17 protein-coding genes are annotated in these 17,505 nt (G+C 61.3%); 3 read left to right on the top strand and 14 right to left on the bottom strand.

Translation table 11 applies throughout. From position 1 onward, the window contains the following. Positions 1 to 8: 8 nt before the first annotated feature. The 5 genes from PS14A_RS21870 to leuS all read right to left on the bottom strand — a co-directional run bounded on the left by PS14A_RS21870 (position 9) and on the right by leuS (position 6,080). Positions 9 to 1,331 carry a lytic murein transglycosylase gene (locus PS14A_RS21870; protein WP_130912132.1) on the bottom strand — a complete coding sequence of 441 codons (1,323 nt, stop codon included), beginning with the start codon at positions 1,329 to 1,331 and terminating at the stop codon, positions 9 to 11. A 61-nt stretch (positions 1,332 to 1,392) separates the two neighbouring features. Next, positions 1,393 to 1,557, bottom strand: coding sequence for an alternative ribosome rescue factor ArfA (gene arfA, locus PS14A_RS21865; protein WP_016773035.1), 165 nt, complete (start codon positions 1,555 to 1,557; stop codon positions 1,393 to 1,395). 145 nt (positions 1,558 to 1,702) lie between these two features. Continuing rightward, positions 1,703 to 2,740, bottom strand: coding sequence for a DNA polymerase III subunit delta (gene holA, locus PS14A_RS21860; RefSeq protein ID WP_041477726.1), 1,038 nt, complete (start codon positions 2,738 to 2,740; stop codon positions 1,703 to 1,705). A gap of 39 nt (positions 2,741 to 2,779) precedes the next feature. Further along, entirely contained in the window at positions 2,780 to 3,385 is a 606-nt protein-coding gene (gene lptE, locus PS14A_RS21855) for an LPS assembly lipoprotein LptE (protein ID WP_130912133.1), read from the bottom strand. 88 nt (positions 3,386 to 3,473) lie between these two features. After that, a complete protein-coding gene (gene leuS, locus PS14A_RS21850) occupies positions 3,474 to 6,080 on the bottom strand; it encodes a leucine--tRNA ligase (protein WP_212617214.1) in 2,607 nt (868 codons plus the stop codon). A 255-nt stretch (positions 6,081 to 6,335) separates the two neighbouring features. Between leuS and PS14A_RS21845 the strand changes: the two genes are divergently transcribed. Continuing rightward, the gene (locus tag PS14A_RS21845; protein WP_024014441.1) at positions 6,336 to 6,659 is read left to right on the top strand and encodes a hypothetical protein; all 324 of its coding nucleotides are present in this window, start codon (positions 6,336 to 6,338) and stop codon (positions 6,657 to 6,659) included. A gap of 104 nt (positions 6,660 to 6,763) precedes the next feature. Next, positions 6,764 to 7,525 (top strand): YdcF family protein, encoded by a 762-nt coding sequence (locus PS14A_RS21840; RefSeq protein ID WP_130912135.1) that lies wholly within the window; start codon positions 6,764 to 6,766, stop codon positions 7,523 to 7,525. Between the two features lie 116 nt (positions 7,526 to 7,641). On the opposite strand, the gene lnt is transcribed toward PS14A_RS21840, so the two are convergent. The 5 genes from lnt to miaB form a co-directional block, all read right to left on the bottom strand. Continuing rightward, positions 7,642 to 9,165 (bottom strand): apolipoprotein N-acyltransferase, encoded by a 1,524-nt coding sequence (gene lnt, locus PS14A_RS21835; protein ID WP_212617213.1) that lies wholly within the window; start codon positions 9,163 to 9,165, stop codon positions 7,642 to 7,644. 14 nt (positions 9,166 to 9,179) lie between these two features. Continuing rightward, a complete protein-coding gene (locus tag PS14A_RS21830; RefSeq protein WP_122610970.1) occupies positions 9,180 to 10,019 on the bottom strand; it encodes an HlyC/CorC family transporter in 840 nt (279 codons plus the stop codon). Positions 10,020 to 10,024: 5 nt separating this feature from the next. Next, positions 10,025 to 10,519: an rRNA maturation RNase YbeY gene (gene ybeY / locus PS14A_RS21825; protein ID WP_212617211.1), complete on the bottom strand. Its 495-nt coding sequence runs from the start codon at positions 10,517 to 10,519 to the stop codon at positions 10,025 to 10,027. Beyond that, the gene (locus PS14A_RS21820; protein ID WP_016773043.1) at positions 10,512 to 11,504 is read right to left on the bottom strand and encodes a PhoH family protein; all 993 of its coding nucleotides are present in this window, start codon (positions 11,502 to 11,504) and stop codon (positions 10,512 to 10,514) included. The genes ybeY and PS14A_RS21820 overlap by 8 nt, the downstream gene beginning before the upstream one ends. Before the next feature lie 216 nt (positions 11,505 to 11,720). Beyond that, a complete protein-coding gene (gene miaB, locus PS14A_RS21815) occupies positions 11,721 to 13,049 on the bottom strand; it encodes a tRNA (N6-isopentenyl adenosine(37)-C2)-methylthiotransferase MiaB (RefSeq protein ID WP_130912137.1) in 1,329 nt (442 codons plus the stop codon). Between the two features lie 132 nt (positions 13,050 to 13,181). On the opposite strand from miaB, the gene PS14A_RS21810 reads away from it, so the two are divergent. Continuing rightward, positions 13,182 to 13,511 carry a DUF1820 family protein gene (locus PS14A_RS21810; RefSeq protein WP_016773045.1) on the top strand — a complete coding sequence of 110 codons (330 nt, stop codon included), beginning with the start codon at positions 13,182 to 13,184 and terminating at the stop codon, positions 13,509 to 13,511. 124 nt (positions 13,512 to 13,635) lie between these two features. On the opposite strand, the gene PS14A_RS21805 is transcribed toward PS14A_RS21810, so the two are convergent. The 4 genes from PS14A_RS21805 to PS14A_RS21790 form a co-directional block, all read right to left on the bottom strand. Continuing rightward, complete coding sequence (locus tag PS14A_RS21805) at positions 13,636 to 14,190, bottom strand: tetratricopeptide repeat protein (protein ID WP_016773046.1); 555 nt, start codon at positions 14,188 to 14,190, stop codon at positions 13,636 to 13,638. Positions 14,191 to 14,414: 224 nt separating this feature from the next. Continuing rightward, positions 14,415 to 15,698, bottom strand: coding sequence for a glutamate-1-semialdehyde 2,1-aminomutase (gene hemL / locus PS14A_RS21800; RefSeq protein ID WP_076564267.1), 1,284 nt, complete (start codon positions 15,696 to 15,698; stop codon positions 14,415 to 14,417). A 15-nt stretch (positions 15,699 to 15,713) separates the two neighbouring features. Next, positions 15,714 to 16,337 carry a thiamine phosphate synthase gene (gene thiE / locus PS14A_RS21795; protein ID WP_212617208.1) on the bottom strand — a complete coding sequence of 208 codons (624 nt, stop codon included), beginning with the start codon at positions 16,335 to 16,337 and terminating at the stop codon, positions 15,714 to 15,716. An 18-nt stretch (positions 16,338 to 16,355) separates the two neighbouring features. Then, positions 16,356 to 17,153 (bottom strand): hydroxymethylpyrimidine/phosphomethylpyrimidine kinase, encoded by a 798-nt coding sequence (locus PS14A_RS21790; RefSeq protein ID WP_007909650.1) that lies wholly within the window; start codon positions 17,151 to 17,153, stop codon positions 16,356 to 16,358. Positions 17,154 to 17,505 lie beyond the last annotated feature (352 nt).

Below are 17,505 nucleotides of genomic sequence, written 5' to 3'. Positions count from 1 at the left end.
CAGTCTTTCTATTGGGTGCGCAGGCTCTCAAGCAACTTGTGCGTCGGGTAACCATCCGCAGGCCAGCCCAGCGCCTGCTGGGCACTGCGAATGGCCTTGCGCGTATTGGCGCCGATAATCCCGTCCGCCGTGCCGGCGTCATAATTACGCGCGCTCAATAGCGTTTGCAGTTCGATGCGCTCAGTACGGCTCAGCGGCAGATCATCTTTCGGCCAGTTGCCGTTGATCAGGCCCGCGCCTTCGAAACGCTCGGACAACAGGCTCACCGCCAGCGCATACGACGACGAATTGTTGTACTTGAGAATCGCCCGGAAGTTATCGAGGATCAGAAACGCCGGGCCACGATACCCGGCCGGCAACAGCAGGGCGGCGGACAGTTGTTCGGAGCCGGCTGGCACCTGCGCGCCATTGGGCAGGTTCACGCCCAGTTGCCGCCATTCGGCGACGCTTTTGCGAATCGCGCCATCGGCCAGCGTGTAGTTGAAACCGCTCGGCAATTGCACTTCAAAACCCCACGGCTGGCCGCGTTGCCAGCCCGAGCTTTGCAGATAATGCGCGGTCGAGGCGAGCGCATCGGCCGGGCTGCCCCAGATGTCGCGGCGACCGTCACCGTCAAAATCCACGGCGTGGGTGTTGTAAGTGGTCGGAATGAACTGGGTCTGGCCCATCGCGCCGGCCCAGGAGCCGAGCATTTTCTCCGGGGTGATATCGCCCTGTTGCAGAATCTGCAGGGCGGCGATCAATTGTGCGTGAGCAAAGCCCGGACGACGGCCTTCGTAGGCGAGGGTGGCCAGCGAGTTGATCACCGACTTGCTGCCCTGGAACTGGCCGAAGTTGCTTTCCATGCCCCACACCGACACCAGCGCCTGGCGATCAACGCCATAACGCTGCTCGATGCTCTGCAGAATGTCGGCGTACTGGTTGATCAGCGCCTGGCCCTTGCGTACGCGCAGCGGCGACAGCGCACCGTCGAGGTATTCCCACACCGGGCGGGAAAACTCCGGCTGACTGCGATCGGCACGGATTACGCTGGCGTCGAAGCTGACATTGGCAAATGCCTGATCGAACAGCTCGGGGCGAATCCCGGCGGCGAGGGCGTCCTTGCGAAAACCTGCCTGCCATTCGGCGAAGGTCTGGGTCGGTTGAATATCGAGCGGGTCGGCGGACGGCACTACCGGCGGAATAATCGCTGGGGCCGTGGTAACCGGGGCGGCTTGAAGCGGTTGTGCATCGGCGGCGGTGGGTTTTTCCGCGCAGGCGACAAGCAGGATGAAGCTGGAGGCAGCGATCAATTGGCGCACGGGCCAACGACGGGAAAGACTTGGGGGCATGCACAGTTCCAGGGGAAACGAATCAGGTGCAGACCTTAACATGAGCAGGGGGTAGTGCGCTTCAGGCAGCCAGAAAGTAAAAAGCCTCCCGGTTGTCAGACCGGAAGGCTTCGCGGCGGTAGCTGCCTTTGCCCTTGGCTGGTCGTTCCTGGCGGCTGCGGAACAAGGGCTGGGCGACGATGGATTTGGCCTTGTTGGGGCCATGCTTTGCTGGCTTTTTGCTCATGAGGGTTCTCTCGGTGTGGTGGGTTTCGCGTTGCGGATAATCTGCTCATGCTAAAGAAAAGTCAAAAGATCGCAGCCTCTGGCAGCTCCTGCAGGGGGAATACATTCCAAATGTAGGAGCTGCCGAAGGCTGCGATCTTTTGATCTTATTCGGCAGGCAAAGACAGGCGTTGGCCTGCCATCAATAGAGCCAAGCGACTCAAGCTCATCCACGGCGATCCCGCCGCCTGACCCTTGATCTGCGCGTCGATACGCTGCGCTTCGAGCAGCAACTGCGCCCAGCGTTGCGCCGAGTAGCGTTGCAGTGCCTTGCTCATCAGCGGCTTGCGCTTGTCCCAGACCGGCGGTTTCGACTGGCTGAAGCACTTGTCCAGTGGCGTGCCCTGGCTGTATTGCAGGGAAATATTGGCCAGCAGGCGCAACTCCCGCGCCAGTGCCCAGAGGATCACCGGCGGTTCGACGCCTTCGCCGCGCAAACCTTCGAGCATGCGCAAGGCGTGGGCCGGTTCGCCGTTGAGCACCGCGTCGGTCAGGCCGAACACGTCAAACCGCGCACTATCGGCCACGGCGGCTTGAACGGTTTCGACGGTGATCTGCCCACCTTCGGCCATCAACTTGAGCTTTTCGATTTCCTGGGCAGCGGCGAGCAGGTTGCCTTCGACACGTGCGGCAATCAATTCGACCGCGTCCTGACTGGCCGATAGACCGGCCTGGGACAGGCGCTGACGAATCCAGCTCGGCAGCTGATTGGCATCCACCGGCCAGATCTGCACGAACTGGGTTTGTTGGCCTTCGACCAGCGCCTTGCCCCACTTGGTTTTCTGCGCGCTGCCATCGAGCTTCGGCAAGCTGATCAGCAGGACAGTGTCTTCAGCAGGGCGTGAGCAGTATTCGATCAGCGCGGCGGCGCCTTTGTCGCCAGGCTTGCCCGACGGCAGGCGCAGCTCCAGCAGGCGTTTTTCAGCGAACAGCGACATGCTCGCGCCGGCCTGCAGCAACGTACCCCAATCGAAATTGGCGTCGGCGGCGAAGACTTGGCGTTCGTCGAAACCTTGCTGGCGGGCAGCGGTGCGGATGGCGTCGGCGGCTTCCTGACACAGCAGCGGGTCATCGCCGCTGATGATGTAGACCGGCGCGAGTGCGCCTTGCAGGTGTTTGCCGAGTTGCGCGGGAGCGAGCTTCATAAGAAAGGGCGAACGGGGCGCCTGGGCGCCCCGGCCGTCTTACTGCTGCGGGATTTCGAGCGGCGACTGACGCGGAGTTTCCGCCTCAGCCTTCTGCGCCGCTTCCAGCGCATCGGCTTCAGCCTTGGCGCGGTCGTTGGCGGTTTGCTGCAGTTGCTGCAACTGGCCCGGGGTCAGTTGTGACAGACGCAGCATCATGCGCTGAACCAGTTCACGACGGGTCTCGCGACGGGCGTCACTGGCTTCCTGATCGGAGCCGACAAGGTTGTTGCCGTCATGAATGAACACCTTCTGCACTTCAAGCTTGTCGCTGATCAGTGACAGATTGTTCTCGCCGCGGATGTCGTAGCTCAGCACGGTACTGACCTGATACTCGCCTGTGCGACCGGCGCCTGCATAGCTGAGAATGCGCTGGTTTTCCTGCTCGTCAGCCAGGTACAACTTGTATGGCGCGCCGGTGTAGACCTTGACGCCGCTGGACTCCAGCACCTGGCGCAATTGAGTCACGGTTTCGCCGTAAGCGTTGCGCGCGCTCAGGTCGATTTCCTTGATCGACAGTTCGTTGGTGCCGGTACCACGCAACTGGAAACCGCAGGCGCTCAGCAGAACGGCGAGGCCCATCACCAGCAGATTGCGTTTGATCATTGTGTTGCTCCCCTTGAAACCAGGTGAGCCGACTCTGCGGCCCGAAAGGTTTTACTGGCTGCCAGGCGAGCCTGGCAGCCGATCCAATTTAGCTGGCGACGATGTTGACCAGTTTGCCCGGTACCACAATCACTTTGCGAATGGTCAGGCCGTCGACGAAACGCAGCACGTTTTCGTTGGTGCGCGCGGCGGCTTCGATCTCTTCGCGGGTGGCGCTGGCCGGCATTTCGATCTGCCCGCGCAGCTTGCCGTTGACCTGAATCACCAGGGTCAGGTTGTCCTGCACCAAGGCACTTTCGTCCACGGCCGGCCAGCCTGCATCGATCACCGCATCTGCGTGACCCAACTGCTTCCACAGTTCGTGGCTGATGTGCGGGGTGATCGGTGCCAGCAGCAGGGTCACCGCTTCCAGGCCTTCGTGCAGCAGCGCGCGGTCCTGTTCGGTGCCTTGGGCGGCTTTTTCCAGCACGTTCATCAGCGTCATCACCTGAGCGATGGCGGTGTTGAATTTGTGGTTCTGGCCGACGTCATGACTGGCCTGCTTGATCGCCAGGTGAATCGCACGACGCACGGTTTTCTGCTCGTCGTTCAGAGCGGCGATATCCAGTTTGCCCGGCAGGCCCTGGGTGACGTGGGCTTGCGCCAGACGCCAGACGCGCTTGAGGAAACGGTGCGATCCTTCAACGCCGGAGTCGGACCATTCCGCGCTCATGTCAGGCGGCGAAGCGAACATCATGAACAGACGGCAGGTGTCGGCACCGAACTGGTCGATCATCGACTGCGGGTCGACGCCGTTGTTCTTCGACTTGGCCATCTTCTCGGTACCGCCGATTTCCACCGGCAGGCCGTCGGATTTCAGCTTGGCGCTGATGACCTTGGCTTTGCTGTCACGCTCCAGTTCCACGTCCGCCGGGTTGAACCAGGTATAGGCACCATTGGCTTCGCGACGATAGTAAGTCTCGGCGATCACCATGCCCTGGGTCAGCAGGTTCTTGAACGGCTCGTTGGAGCTGACCAGACCTTCGTCGCGCATCAACTTGTGGAAGAAGCGCGCGTAGAGCAGGTGCAGAATGGCGTGTTCGATACCGCCGATGTACTGATCCACCGGCAGCCAGTGGTCGGCGGCGGATTTTTCCACCAGGCCACCTTCAAAGTGCGGCGAGGCGTAGCGGGCGTAGTACCACGACGACTCGACGAAGGTGTCCATGGTGTCGGTTTCGCGCTTGGCCGGCGCGCCGCATTTCGGGCAACTGCACTCGTAGAACTCGGGCATGCGCGCCAGCGGCGAACCGGCGCCGTCCGGCACCACGTCTTCCGGCAGAACGACAGGCAGTTGGTCTTCCGGCACCGGCACGTCGCCGCACGCGGCGCAGTGGATGATCGGGATCGGGCAGCCCCAGTAGCGCTGGCGGCTGATGCCCCAGTCGCGCAGGCGGAACTGGGTGCGCGAGGCGCCGAGTTCTTTCTTGATCAGCGCCACTTCCATGGCGTCGAACGCGCCGGCGAAGTCGAGGCCGTCGAACTCACCGGAGTTGATCAGTGTGCCGTGCTCGCCGTAGGCGTCCTGCCACGGCGCCGGGTTGCTGTCGCCGGAGCTGGTGCGCACCACCGATTTCACCGGCAGGTTGTACTTGTGAGCGAATTCGAAATCGCGCTCGTCGTGCGCCGGAACCGCCATGACCGCGCCGTCGCCGTAGTGCATCAGCACGTAGTTGGCGACCCACACCGGCAGCTTCTCGCCGGTCAGCGGGTGCTCGACGAACAGCCCGGTCGGCAGGCCTTTCTTTTCCTGGGTGGCGACATCGGCTTCAGCGACGCTGCCGCCCTTGCATTCAGCGATGAACGCTTGCAGCTCGGGATTGTTCTGCGCGGCCAGGGTGGCCAGCGGGTGCTCGGCAGCGACGGCGACGTAGGTCGCGCCCATCAGGGTGTCCGGACGGGTGGTGAAGACTTTCAGGGTGCCGGCTTCGCCGATCGAATCGACGTTGTACGGGAACTGCACTTCCATGCCACGGGACTTGCCGATCCAGTTGCGCTGCATGGTCTTGACCTGTTCCGGCCAGCCAGTCAGTTCGTCGAGGCTTTCCAGCAGCTCGTCGGCGTAAGCGGTGATCTTGAAGTAGTACATCGGGATTTCGCGCTTTTCGATCAGCGCGCCCGAACGCCAGCCACGGCCGTCGATGACTTGCTCGTTGGCCAGAACGGTCTGGTCGACCGGGTCCCAGTTCACGGTGCCGTTCTTACGGTAGATCACGCCTTTTTCGAACAGGCGGGTGAACAGCCATTGTTCCCAGCGGTAGTAGTCCGGCTTGCAGGTGGTCACTTCACGGGACCAGTCCACCGCGAGGCCGAGGCTGCGCAGCTGCGACTTCATGTAGGCGATGTTCTCGTAGGTCCACTTGGCGGGCGCTACGTTGTTTTTCATTGCGGCGTTTTCCGCCGGCATGCCGAACGCATCCCAACCCATTGGCTGCAGCACATTCTTGCCCTGCATGCGCTGGTAGCGCGAGATCACGTCGCCGATGGTGTAGTTGCGCACGTGGCCCATGTGCAGCTTGCCGCTGGGGTAAGGGAACATCGACAGGCAGTAGTAGGTTTCCTTGCCTGGCTGTTCACTGACTTCAAAGGACTTTTGCTCATCCCAGAACGACTGGGCGGCGGCTTCGATCTCACGTGGCTGATATTGTTCGTGCATGGCTACTTTTGTACTGGATAGGGGTGGCCTAATCCTCTTCGACGGCGGCATCCGGGATGGCCCGGGTGCGCTGGAAGTGGAATGACAGGAAGCGCCGTAGCATACATGACCGCGCTTGGCCGAGGGAAACCCTGATTACAGCTGTTTGCCAGACCTTTTGGGCGACGAGGGCCGTTGGTCGCGGCGTGTAGCCGGTTCGTGCAGCGAAGCTAAGCTCTAACTGGGGAGTGAGTCTTATCTTCAATGAGGTGAGGGATGGTGGAGCAACGGAAAAAAAACGTAACGAAACCCGAGTTGTACGAAAGGTTGATCGATCGTCTGGGCATGGCGCTGGACGCCGTGAAAACCGCCGACCGGCTGCGCGACGAGCGCCCCCTGGAACTGGAATTGCGTGGCTTGAGCCCCGCCGAGTTCAAACTGGTCAAGGCCTATCTGGATCGCAGTGAACGTGAAACGCAGGGATGCCTGTCTCAAGCAGTGAAGCAACTCGATGCAGCACATTCGGCCAAGGTCATCTGGCTCAAGGACAAGGCGCCGCGCAGAGACACCGGCAAGGTGCGTTCTGTGCAGGCCAAGTAAGCGCATGGCAGGTCATGAAACGGATCTTTTGCAACAGGATCCCGCCTATTGGTTGTAACTCGTAATCAACACTCTTAGGCTTCGGGCATCTTTGGAGATGCCCGATGCCCTTTCGATATTTCATCAAACAACTTTTACTGCCGCCCGGCATTCTTTTGCTGCTGTTGCTGGCCGCCTGGTGGCTGCGCCGCTCGCGGCCGCGATTGGCTGGCGTGTGTTTTGCCGTTGGTTTTGGTGGCCTGCTGCTGATGAGCCTGCCGGTGGTGGTGCAGTGGAGCGCCAAGGCGCTGGAACGTGAGCCGCCGCTGGCGCGGTCAGAGTGGACGACCCTGGCGCAACGTGCCGATGCGATTGTGGTGCTGGGCTCGGGTCGCGAGCGCGGAGACATCGCCTGGGGCGAAGACCAGCCGACCGGCATCGGCCTTGAGCGTCAGCGTTACGCGGCGCGCCTGGCCAAGGCCTCGGGCCTGCCGATTCTGACCAGCGGCGGCCTGCACTACGGCACGCCGCCGACCGAAGCGAAATTGATGGCAGATTCGTTGCGTGATGATTTCGACGTAACGGTGCGCTGGCAGGAAGGCGAGAGCCGCACCACATGGGAGAACGCGAAGATGACGGCCGATATTCTCTTGCCGCAGGGGATCAAGCGGGTTGTCGTGGTGACGCAGGCGTGGCACATGCCGCGTGCGGTGTGGAGCTTTGAACAGGCGGGATTCGAAGTGGTGCCGGCACCGGTGGGCTTTTTAGGCACTGACAACGCCCGGCCTTTTGGCGGCTGGTTGCCGGAATTCAAGTCGATCTGGCAGAGCGGGCAATTGCTCAATGAAGCGGTGGGGCAGGTGGGGTATTCGCTGTTTTACCGCTGAAGATCATCGTGGCGAGGGGATTTATCCCCGATGGGGCGCGTAGCGGCCCCTCTCTTACCTTCAGAAGAGGGGACTGCTGCGCACTCCAGTGGGAATAAATCCCCTCGCCACATTTCTCAGAGGGTTTTTGACATCCGATTGGCCATCAGCGCCCAGCCAAACAGCAGCAGGCACAACACGATCAGCGGCCACGAACGCCATTGCAGATACGGTGTCAGGTCGTGCATCGGCACCACTTCGCCATACAACACGCCTTGTTCGAACTGCGGAATCTGCTCGGTGATCTGTCCGAACGGGTTGATCAGGCCGGTGACGCCGTTGTTGGTGGCGCGGATCATCCAGCGTCCGGCTTCCAGCGCGCGCATCTGCGCCATTTGCAGGTGTTGCAGCGGGCCGATGGACGTGCCGAACCAGGTGTCGTTGCTGATCGTCAGCAGCAGATCACTGCGTGCCGACAGGCCGGCGGCAAATTCCGGATAGACCACTTCGTAGCAGATAAACGGTGCGATCTGGTAACCCTTGGCTTGCAAGAGCGCTTGATCCGACGGGCCGCGCGCGAAGTCCGACATCGGCAGGTCGAAGAACGCGATCAAGCCGCGCAACACATCCTGCAAAGGCACGTATTCGCCGAATGGCACCAGTTTCTGCTTCAGGTAAGTGCCGTCGCCTTCGCCGACCACGGTGATGCCGTTGAAGAAGCGCCGTTCGTGATGCACGGTCTGGCGGATCGGCACACCGGTGATCAACGCCGATTTACGCTCGGCGGCGAAGTTGCCCATCATCGTCAGGTAGCCCTCGGCGGACTCCTTCAACACCGGCACGGCGGTTTCCGGCCAGATCAGCAGATCGACTGGTTTGGAGCGGAAACTCAGATCACGGTACAGCGCCAGTTGCGCGTTGAGTTCGGCCGGGTCCCATTTCATGCTTTGCGCGACATTGCCCTGAATTGCGGCGACCGTCAGCGGTGCGCCGGACGGGCTGGTCCATGCGTGGCCCTTGAGGGCAATGCCCGCCACCCAAGGCCCCGCCAGCAGTACCACACCGGCCGCGACAAAACCTTTGCGGCGTGCCTGCAACAAGCGCGGAGCGTTGTAGATCAGCGCTGCTGTAAGTGCCAGAACAAACGACACCAGCCACATGCCGCCCACCGGCGCGAGCCCGGCCAGCGGACCGTCGAGCTGACTGTAACCGGAATACAACCACGGGAAACCTGTAAGGAACCAACCACGAAACGCTTCCTGGCCGACCCACAACGCCGCAAAGGCCAAGGCATCCGCCAGCGGTGCTTCGTTACGTCGCAACCAGCGCGCCCACAGCCAGGCGGGCAGGGCGAAGAACCAGGCAATCGCCGCGGTGAACAGCAGCATCAGGAACCCGGCGAGCAACACCGAAGCGCCACCGAAATGATGAATGCTGTAATAGATCCAGCTGGTGCCGGCGCCGAATAGGCCAAAGCCGAAGCACCAGCCACGGCCGAGCGCCTGACGCGGGCTCAGCTCACGCAAACCGGCATAGAACAGACCAACCGCCAGCAATGCCAGCGGCCAGATGTCGAACGGTGCGAGAGCGAATGTGGTGATTGCACCGGCCGCCACGGCCAGCAGGTTACCGGGCCAGCCGGGGCGGGTTGTCCAGCGCATTTCAGTCCTTAGAATCAACGAGCGATAGGCGTCAGTCGCAGCAAATGAATCCGACGGCTGTCGGCGTTCAGGATGCGGAAACGATAAGCGCCGATTTCAGTGGTTTCGTTGCGTTTTGGCAAGTGCCCGAACGCGCTCATCACCAGACCGCCAACGGTATCGAACTCGTCGTCGGAGAACTCGCTGTCAAAGAACTCGTTGAAGTTCTCGATCGGCGTCAGAGCCTTGATCAGGAAATCACCGCTGGGCAGCGGCTTAATGTAGCTGTCTTCTTCGACGTCGTGCTCGTCCTCAATGTCGCCGACGATCTGCTCGAGCACGTCTTCGATGGTCACCAGACCGGCCACGCCGCCGTATTCGTCGATGACGATGGCCATGTGGTTGTGGTTGGCGCGGAACTCCCGCAGCAGCACGTTCAGGCGCTTGGACTCCGGCACGAAGGTGGCCGGGCGCAGCAGATCCTTGATGTTGAAGCTGTCGCCGTTCTCCTTGAGGATCAGCGGCAGCAGATCCTTGGCCAGCAGCACGCCCATCACGTCGTCATGGCTTTCGCCGATGACCGGATAGCGCGAGTGGGCCGAGTCGACCACGGCAGGGAGGAATTCGCGGGGTGTCTGGGTCGCCTTGATGCTGATCATCTGCGAACGCGGCACCATGATGTCGCGCACTTGCAGGTCAGCCACCTGGATGGCGCCTTCGACGATGGCCAGCGCTTCGCTGTCCAGCAGTTTGTTCTGATGTGCATCACGCAGCAGCTCGAGGAGCTCCTGACGGTTCTTCGGCTCGTGGGCAAAAGCCTGGGTCAGTTTACCCAGCCATGACTTCTGCCCGTTGCTCGATCGATCTTCGCTCATAGCGATTACTCTGAATCCTTTGTTGTAACGATGGGGGTTGGTTCGGTTTCGTCATCCGCGTACGGATCGGGATAGCCCAGTTCAGCAAGCAACTCGCGTTCCAGTACTTCCATTTCCTCGGCTTCGTCGTCATCTATATGGTCGTAACCGAGCAGATGCAAGCAGCCGTGAATGACCAGATGTGCCCAGTGGGCCTTTAGTTCCTTGCCCTGCTCGGCGGCTTCGCGTTCGACCACGGCCACGCAGATGACCAGATCGCCGAGCAGCGGAATATCGAGAAACTCGTCAGGCACTTCCGCCGGGAACGACAACACATTGGTCGCGTAGTCCTTGTGGCGCCAGGTGTGATTGAGCTCGCGGCCTTCTTCCTCGTCGACCAGACGAATGGTCATTTCCGAATCAGCGCTGCGCTGGCGCAGGGCCAGTTCGCACCACTGACGGAACTCGGCTTCACTCGGCGCGCTGGCCTCGGTGGCGATTTGCAGATCCAGCTCAAGCATCGCGCGAGGCTTCCTTTGCAGCTTCGGCACGGGTCTCGAAGCGCTCGTAGGCCTCGACGATCCGCTGCACCAACGGGTGGCGCACGACGTCCTTGGGCTGGAAATGGGTGAAGCTGATGCCCGGCACGTCTTTGAGCACTTCGATCACATGGTGCAAGCCGGACTTGGTGCCGCGCGGCAGATCGACCTGGGTGATGTCGCCGGTGATCACGGCGGTGGAGCCGAAGCCGATGCGGGTGAGGAACATCTTCATCTGCTCGACGGTGGTGTTCTGGCTTTCGTCGAGAATGATGAAGCTGTTGTTCAGCGTACGACCGCGCATGTAGGCCAGCGGCGCGACTTCGATTACCTGTTTCTCGATCAGCTTGGCGACGTATTCGAAACCGAGCATTTCGTACAGCGCGTCGTAGAGCGGGCGCAGGTACGGGTCGATCTTCTGTGAAAGGTCGCCGGGCAGGAAGCCGAGTTTTTCGCCCGCTTCGACCGCCGGACGCACCAGCAGGATGCGGCGGATCTGCTCGCGCTCCAGCGCATCCACCGCGCAGGCCACGGCCAGGTAGGTCTTGCCAGTACCGGCCGGGCCGATGCCGAAGTTGATGTCGTTGCCGAGGATTTCCTTCACGTAGCGCTGCTGATTCAAGCCGCGCGGGCGAATCATGCCTTTCTTGGTGCGCAGGGCGACGGTCGCTTCGGCAGGGGCCGGGTTGTCGATATCTGCTGATTCCTGAATGAACAGGTGCACCAGGTCTGGCGACAGCTCGGTACCCTTGGTTTCCCGGTACAGGCGGCGCAGCAGGTTTTCCGCGGACGTGGTGAGTTTTGGATCGCCAATCAACTCGAACTGGTTTCCGCGATTGCGGATCTCGATGGCCAGGCGCTGTTCGATCAAGCGCAAATGCTCGTCGAATTGCCCGCACAGATTGGCGAAGCGGCGAGCCTCAAAAGGCTCAAGGAGAAAACGATGTGGTTCGATGGGTGCGTTCAAGGTCGTATTTAGCCGCCCTGGGGCAATTAGGATGAAATCAAGGATAACGCCAGTGGGCTGGGTGCGAAAGCTCTTAAATGAGCCCGCCCGATTCATGCCTCTGACGCTGTACCTGTGGGAGCGAGCCTGCTCGCGAAGGCGGCGACACATTCAACATTGATTTGTCTGACAGATCGCCTTCGCGAGCAGGCTCGCTCCCACAGGAGAAATGCAGCGTTATTGAATCAGCGAACCACGCAGTGAGTGCGGTTGCGCGGCGTCGATGTGCACGTCGGCAAACTGGCCAATCAACGTCGGATTGTCGCAGCGGAAGTTGACGATACGATTATTCTCGGTACGGCCCTGCAGCTCGCCCGGGTCTTTCTTCGAATAATCGGTCACCAGAATGCGCTGGATCGAACCGACCATTTGTCGGCTGATCTCGAAGCCCTGCTGATTCAAACGATGCTGCAGCGCGTTCAGACGTTCTTTCTTCAATTCTTCCGGCGTGTCATCGGCCAGATCGGCAGCGGGCGTGCCCGGGCGCTGGCTATAGACGAACGAGTAGGAGAAATCGAAGCCGACATCGGCAATCAACTTCATGGTCTGTTCGAAGTCCTTCTCGGTTTCGCCGGGGAAACCGACGATGAAGTCCGAACTGATGCAGATCCCCGGTACGGCGGCGCGCAGTTTGCGCAGTTTGGATTTGTACTCCAGCGCCGTGTGGTTGCGCTTCATCGCCGCGAGAATCCGGTCCGAACCCGACTGCACCGGCAAGTGCAGGTGCTTGACCAGTTCCGGCACTTCGGCGTGGGCCTGGATCAGGCTGTCGGAGAACTCCAGCGGGTGCGAGGTGGTGTAGCGGATGCGGTCGATGCCATCGACAGCGGCGACCACGCGGATCAGCTCGGCCAGATCGGCCAGACGACCGTCGTGGGTCTGGCCGCGATAGCCGTTGACGTTCTGCCCGAGCAAGGTCACTTCACGCACGCCGTGTTCGGCAAGGTGAATGATTTCCGCGATCACGTCGTCGAACGGCCGGCTGACTTCTTCGCCACGGGTGTACGGCACCACGCAGAACGTGCAGTACTTGCTGCAACCTTCCATCACCGACACATAGGCACTCGGGCCGTCGATACGCGGCTCCGGCAGGTGGTCGAATTTTTCGATTTCCGGGAAGGAGACGTCGACTTGCGGCAGCTTGGTAATGCGTGCGGCATCGATCATTTCCGGCAGACGGTGCAGGGTCTGCGGGCCGAACACCACGTCAACGTAGGGAGCGCGATCGCGGATCGCCGCGCCTTCCTGGCTTGCCACGCAACCGCCGACAGCGATGACCATGTCCGGGTTGGCCAGCTTCAGTTCGCGCCAGCGGCCGAGCTGCGAATACACGCGGTCTTGCGCGCGTTCGCGGATCGAGCAGGTATTGAGCAGAATCACGTCGGCGTCTTCCGCGCGAGCGGTGACTTCCAGGGCCTGATGTTCGCCCAGCAGATCGACCATGCGCGAGCTGTCGTACTCGTTCATCTGGCAACCGTGGGTTTCGATGTAAAGCTTCTTGGCCATGGATTCGGGTCGTCACGTGATTCAAAGAACCGCGCATTATAGGGAACAAGCCGTCAGGTTCCTACCGCTGTGCGTCCGGTGGCTATGCTATAGTTCGCGCCCTCATTTTTACCCCGATGTTATCCGCCCGCCATGACCAAACGCGAAGCTCCAATCTACAAGGTGATTTTCCTCAACCAGGGCCAGGTGTTCGAAATGTACGCCAAGCAGATCTATCAAAGTGATCTGTGGGGTTTCCTGGAAGTTGAAGAATTCGTCTTTGGCGAGCGTACGCAAATGGTCGTCGATCCGAGCGAAGAAAAGCTCAAGGCGCAGTTCGAAGGCGTGGTGCGCAGCTTTGTACCGATGCATTCGATCGTGCGCATCGACGAAGTGGAACGTCTGGGCACGCCGAAAATCAGCGAGGCCCGGGGCGCGGTCGGCAATGTCATGCCGTTTCCGATGCCGATGCCTGAGAAGTAAGCTTCAGGACCGCGTCGCCCTCATTCGCGAGCAGGCTCGCTCCCACAGTAGATCTCCAGTGTTCAGAAGATTCTCTGTGGGAGCGAGCCTGCTCGCGAAGAGGCCAGAAAGGTCGGCGCAAAAATCAGGGAAGAGGTGAAAACGGCGTACGCCCATCGGCGTTCTGCAGTTCCATCAGGTATTTGCGGAAAATCTGCCCGAGCACCTGAGTAGCGGTTTCGAGATCTTCGCGGGACATCTTTTCCGAGACTTCGTCGGCCGTGTCCAGCGCCTCTTCGGCACCGTTGACCGCTGCCATCTTCAGCACGATGTAGGCCTGGATATTGTTGGCCTGCACGCCTTCACCGTGGAAGAACATGCTGCCGAGCTTGAATTGCGCCTGGGCGTGGCCTTGCAGCGAGGCCTTTTCGAAATAGCTCAGGGCTTGATTGAGGTCGCGCGGCGCGTTCTTGCCGTCGTAGTAGAACTCACCCAACTCGTATTGCGCTTGCGCGTCCCCTTCGTCCGCCGCTTTCTGGCAGGCGGCCAGTGCCTGCGTGACGTCTTGCGGCTGAGTATTGAGGGTGCAACGACCCATCGCCGGGATCAACAACGAGTTGCCGCCTGCTTGTGCATGCGCGAGCAGGGGCTGAAGGAGCAACAGGCAGCCCAATGCAAGGGTGCGGCCGGTGCGGTTCATGGGAATCGACTTACCTCTGAAGGGCACGCGGACCCGTCGAGGGATCCAATAAGCGCGCATTATGAAATAAGCAGGGCCATCCTTACAAAGTCTTTACTCGTTTTTCTGCTGCTTGGGGAATATATCGCCCGATTCGGGCAGGATTTTCGCAGACGCGTCGGAAAAACCGAGCGGATGTAGGTGAAAGCTGACGCTGGCCATAGCCAACGTCAGCGGTACGGCGATTATTTCAGTGCAGCGAAGGCACGCTCGGCAGCGTCCAGCGTCAGTTGCAACTCGGCTTCGCCGTGGGCGATCGAGGTGAAACCGGCTTCGAAAGCGCTCGGCGCCAGGTACACGCCACCTTCCAGCATCAGGTGGAAGAAGCGACCGAACATTGCTGCGTCGCTGGCCATCACGTCGTCGAAGGTGACGATGTCGTCGGCGCCGCTGAAGTACAGACCGAACATGCCGCCGGCCTGAGTGGTCACGAACGGAATGCCGGCGGCATCGGCGCGCTGCTGCAGACCGTCGAGCATGCGCGCGGTGTAGTCGGTCAGTTCGGCGTGGAAGCCCGGGCGGCTGATCAGACGCAAGGTCGTCAGGCCGGCAGCCATCGCCAGCGGATTACCCGACAACGTACCGGCCTGATACACCGGACCGAGCGGGGCGATGCGCTGCATGATCTCGCGCTTGCCACCGAAGCAGCCCACCGGCATACCGCCGCCGATGATCTTGCCGAACGTGGTCAGGTCCGGCGTCACGCCGTAGTGCGCCTGTGCACCGCCGAGGGCGACGCGGAAACCGGTCATCACTTCGTCGAAAATCAGCACCACGCCGTGCTTGTCGCACAGCGAACGCAGGCCTTCGAGAAAGCCCGGTGCTGGCGGCACGCAGTTCATGTTGCCAGCCACCGGCTCGACGATGATGCACGCCACCTCTTCGCCCACTTCGGCGAGCATCGCTTCTACCGCGTCGATGTCGTTGAACGGCAGGGTCAGGGTGTGTTTGGCGAACGCTGCCGGCACGCCGGCCGAGCTCGGTACGCCTTGGGTAAGAGCGCCGGAACCGGCCTTGACCAGCAGGCTGTCGGAGTGGCCGTGGTAGCAGCCTTCGAACTTGATGATGCTGTCGCGACCGGTGTAACCACGGGCCAGACGGATCGCACTCATGGTCGCTTCGGTGCCGGAGCTGACCATGCGCACCATGTCAATCGACGGCACCAGCGAGCAGACCAGATCGGCCATCTCGGTTTCCATCGACGTCGGTGCGCCGTAGGACAGACCGTGTTGCAACTGATTGCGCACCGCGTCGAGCACGTCCGGATGGCTGTGGCCGAGGATCATCGGGCCCCACGAACCCACGTAATCGACATAACGCTTGTCATCTTCGTCGGTGACGTAAGCGCCTTCGGCGTGTTTGAAGAACAGCGGGGTGCCGCCGACGCTCTTGAACGCGCGCACCGGCGAGTTGACGCCGCCGGGGATGTGTTTCTGAGCATTGGCAAACAGGGTTTCGGAACGAGACATGATCGGGCTCTCAAATCAGATTTTCAGAAGTTCGTTGAAGGCGCGGGCGCGGCGGGTCACTTCAGCGCTGCTGTCAGCACCGAACAGGCCATGGACCACGGCGAGCAGATCGACACCGTGCTCCACCAGCGGCGCGGCGTTATCGAGGGTGATGCCGCCAATCGCGCAGACCGGCAAGTGCAGCGTGCGTTTGGCTTCGTCGAGCAAGTCGAGGCTGCAACTCGGCGCACCGGGTTTGGTGGTGGAATTGAAGAAGCGGCCGAAGGCGACGTAACTCGCGCCTTCTTTGGCAGCCTGTTCGGCCAGAGCGATTTGCCCATGGCAGGTCGAACCGATGATGGCTTTCGAACCGAGCAGGGCACGGGTCGGCGACAGCGGGCCGTCGGTCTGGCCGAGGTGCACGCCGACGTTGAGGCGCGCGGCCAGCTCGGCGTCATCGTTGATGATCAGCTGCGTCTTGTAGCGCTCGCACAAGTTGCGCAGCGCTTCGGCCTCACGCAGACGGCGGGCCTCGTCGCTGCTCTTGTCGCGGTATTGCAGCAGGGTGACGCCGCCGTCGAGCGCCGCCTCCACATAAGACAGAAACTTGCCGGCCAGCAACTGGCTGTCGGTAATGGCATACAGGCCACGTAGTTTCATCGGGCAGACCTCACGACGTTACGAGCAGAAATCCAGCGGCAGGCGACGCGGCACGAACTGGCCTTTGCCCAGTTGTTCGGCATCGCGCAGGGTCCGCCAGGTGTAATCCAGAGCACTGCGCACGGCACTGGCCAGGTGTTCGCCCTGAGCCAGGCGACCGGCGAGGGCGCTGGCCAACGTGCAACCGGAGCCGTGATAGCTGCCCGGCAGGCGCTGGCAGATAAAGGTTTCGCGCAGGCCGTCGCGGCTGTACACGCGGTTGTGGATTTCAGTTTCGTCGCCATGGCCGCCGGTAATCAGCAGGTTTTTGACGAATGGCAGGAGTTTTTCCGCGCACTCGTCGGCCGTGCCTTCGGGCAGTTCGGCGAGGATGCGCGCTTCAGGAAGATTGGGCGTGGCAATGATCGACAGCGGCAGCAGACGCTCGCGCATCGCGTAGCCGACCTCGTCCTTGCCCAGGCGTCCGCCGCCGCCGGCACGCAGCACCGGGTCGCAGACCACTGGCAGGTGCGGGTGCGCCGAGAGCAGTTCGACCACGGTGTCGACCATCTCCAGCGAACCGAGCATGCCCAGTTTCACTGCGGCGACTTCGGAGTCGTTGAGCACGGCGTTGGCCTGGGCCAGTACCCACTCACGGTCGAGGACGCGGAAGTCCGTGACGTTGACGGTGTCTTGCACGGTCAGGGCGGTGACGGCCGGAGCCGCATGGCAACCCTGCGCGAGCAGGGCTTCGATATCTGCCTGCAAGCCGGCGCCACCACTGGGGTCGTGGCCGGAGAGACAGAGGACAACGGGGCGGGAGCTGTAGATATTCATGGTGCGCGAGCTTACCACCAAAGCTGATTTTGGGGTTCAGTCCTGACAGCGATCCGCAACAGATTGTCTGACAACACTGCAGTGATGAGATGAACCACAACTGTGGCGAGGGGATTTAGCGAAACGTCGCACCGCCCCGCTGGGCTGCGAAGCGGCCCCAAACCCTGCAATCCGGTTCTTTCTGACACACCTCGCTGGATGGACTTGCGACTGCTTCGCAGCCGAACGGGGATAAATCCCCTCGCCACAATTGGTCACCTATCAATGAGGCCGTCGGCGCGAGTTGACCAACCCAACAGCTCTATCTCGGCGCTTTGCCCTGGAACGCCCGTTCTAGAGCTGTTGTAGGAAA

Source organism: Pseudomonas sp. 14A (genome assembly GCF_018132745.1).
Lineage (GTDB): Bacteria > Pseudomonadota > Gammaproteobacteria > Pseudomonadales > Pseudomonadaceae > Aquipseudomonas > Aquipseudomonas mercuritolerans.
Note: the sequence above shows the minus strand (reverse complement) of the source record. Positions and strands in the feature narration are given on the sequence as shown.

Bases quoted from the DNA above. Each gene is read 5' to 3' on its own strand.
- PS14A_RS21870 (WP_130912132.1), bottom strand. From the start codon at position 1,331: ATGCCCCCAAGTCTTTCCCGTCGTTGGCCCGTGCGCCAATTGATCGCT.
- arfA (WP_016773035.1), bottom strand. From the start codon at position 1,557: ATGAGCAAAAAGCCAGCAAAGCATGGCCCCAACAAGGCCAAATCCATC.
- holA (WP_041477726.1), bottom strand. From the start codon at position 2,740: ATGAAGCTCGCTCCCGCGCAACTCGGCAAACACCTGCAAGGCGCACTC.
- lptE (WP_130912133.1), bottom strand. From the start codon at position 3,385: ATGATCAAACGCAATCTGCTGGTGATGGGCCTCGCCGTTCTGCTGAGC.
- leuS (WP_212617214.1), bottom strand. From the start codon at position 6,080: ATGCACGAACAATATCAGCCACGTGAGATCGAAGCCGCCGCCCAGTCG.
- PS14A_RS21845 (WP_024014441.1), top strand. From the start codon at position 6,336: ATGGTGGAGCAACGGAAAAAAAACGTAACGAAACCCGAGTTGTACGAA.
- PS14A_RS21840 (WP_130912135.1), top strand. From the start codon at position 6,764: ATGCCCTTTCGATATTTCATCAAACAACTTTTACTGCCGCCCGGCATT.
- lnt (WP_212617213.1), bottom strand. From the start codon at position 9,165: ATGCGCTGGACAACCCGCCCCGGCTGGCCCGGTAACCTGCTGGCCGTG.
- PS14A_RS21830 (WP_122610970.1), bottom strand. From the start codon at position 10,019: ATGAGCGAAGATCGATCGAGCAACGGGCAGAAGTCATGGCTGGGTAAA.
- ybeY (WP_212617211.1), bottom strand. From the start codon at position 10,519: ATGCTTGAGCTGGATCTGCAAATCGCCACCGAGGCCAGCGCGCCGAGT.
- miaB (WP_130912137.1), bottom strand. From the start codon at position 13,049: ATGGCCAAGAAGCTTTACATCGAAACCCACGGTTGCCAGATGAACGAG.
- PS14A_RS21810 (WP_016773045.1), top strand. From the start codon at position 13,182: ATGACCAAACGCGAAGCTCCAATCTACAAGGTGATTTTCCTCAACCAG.
- PS14A_RS21805 (WP_016773046.1), bottom strand. From the start codon at position 14,190: ATGAACCGCACCGGCCGCACCCTTGCATTGGGCTGCCTGTTGCTCCTT.
- hemL (WP_076564267.1), bottom strand. From the start codon at position 15,698: ATGTCTCGTTCCGAAACCCTGTTTGCCAATGCTCAGAAACACATCCCC.
- thiE (WP_212617208.1), bottom strand. From the start codon at position 16,337: ATGAAACTACGTGGCCTGTATGCCATTACCGACAGCCAGTTGCTGGCC.
- PS14A_RS21790 (WP_007909650.1), bottom strand. From the start codon at position 17,153: ATGAATATCTACAGCTCCCGCCCCGTTGTCCTCTGTCTCTCCGGCCAC.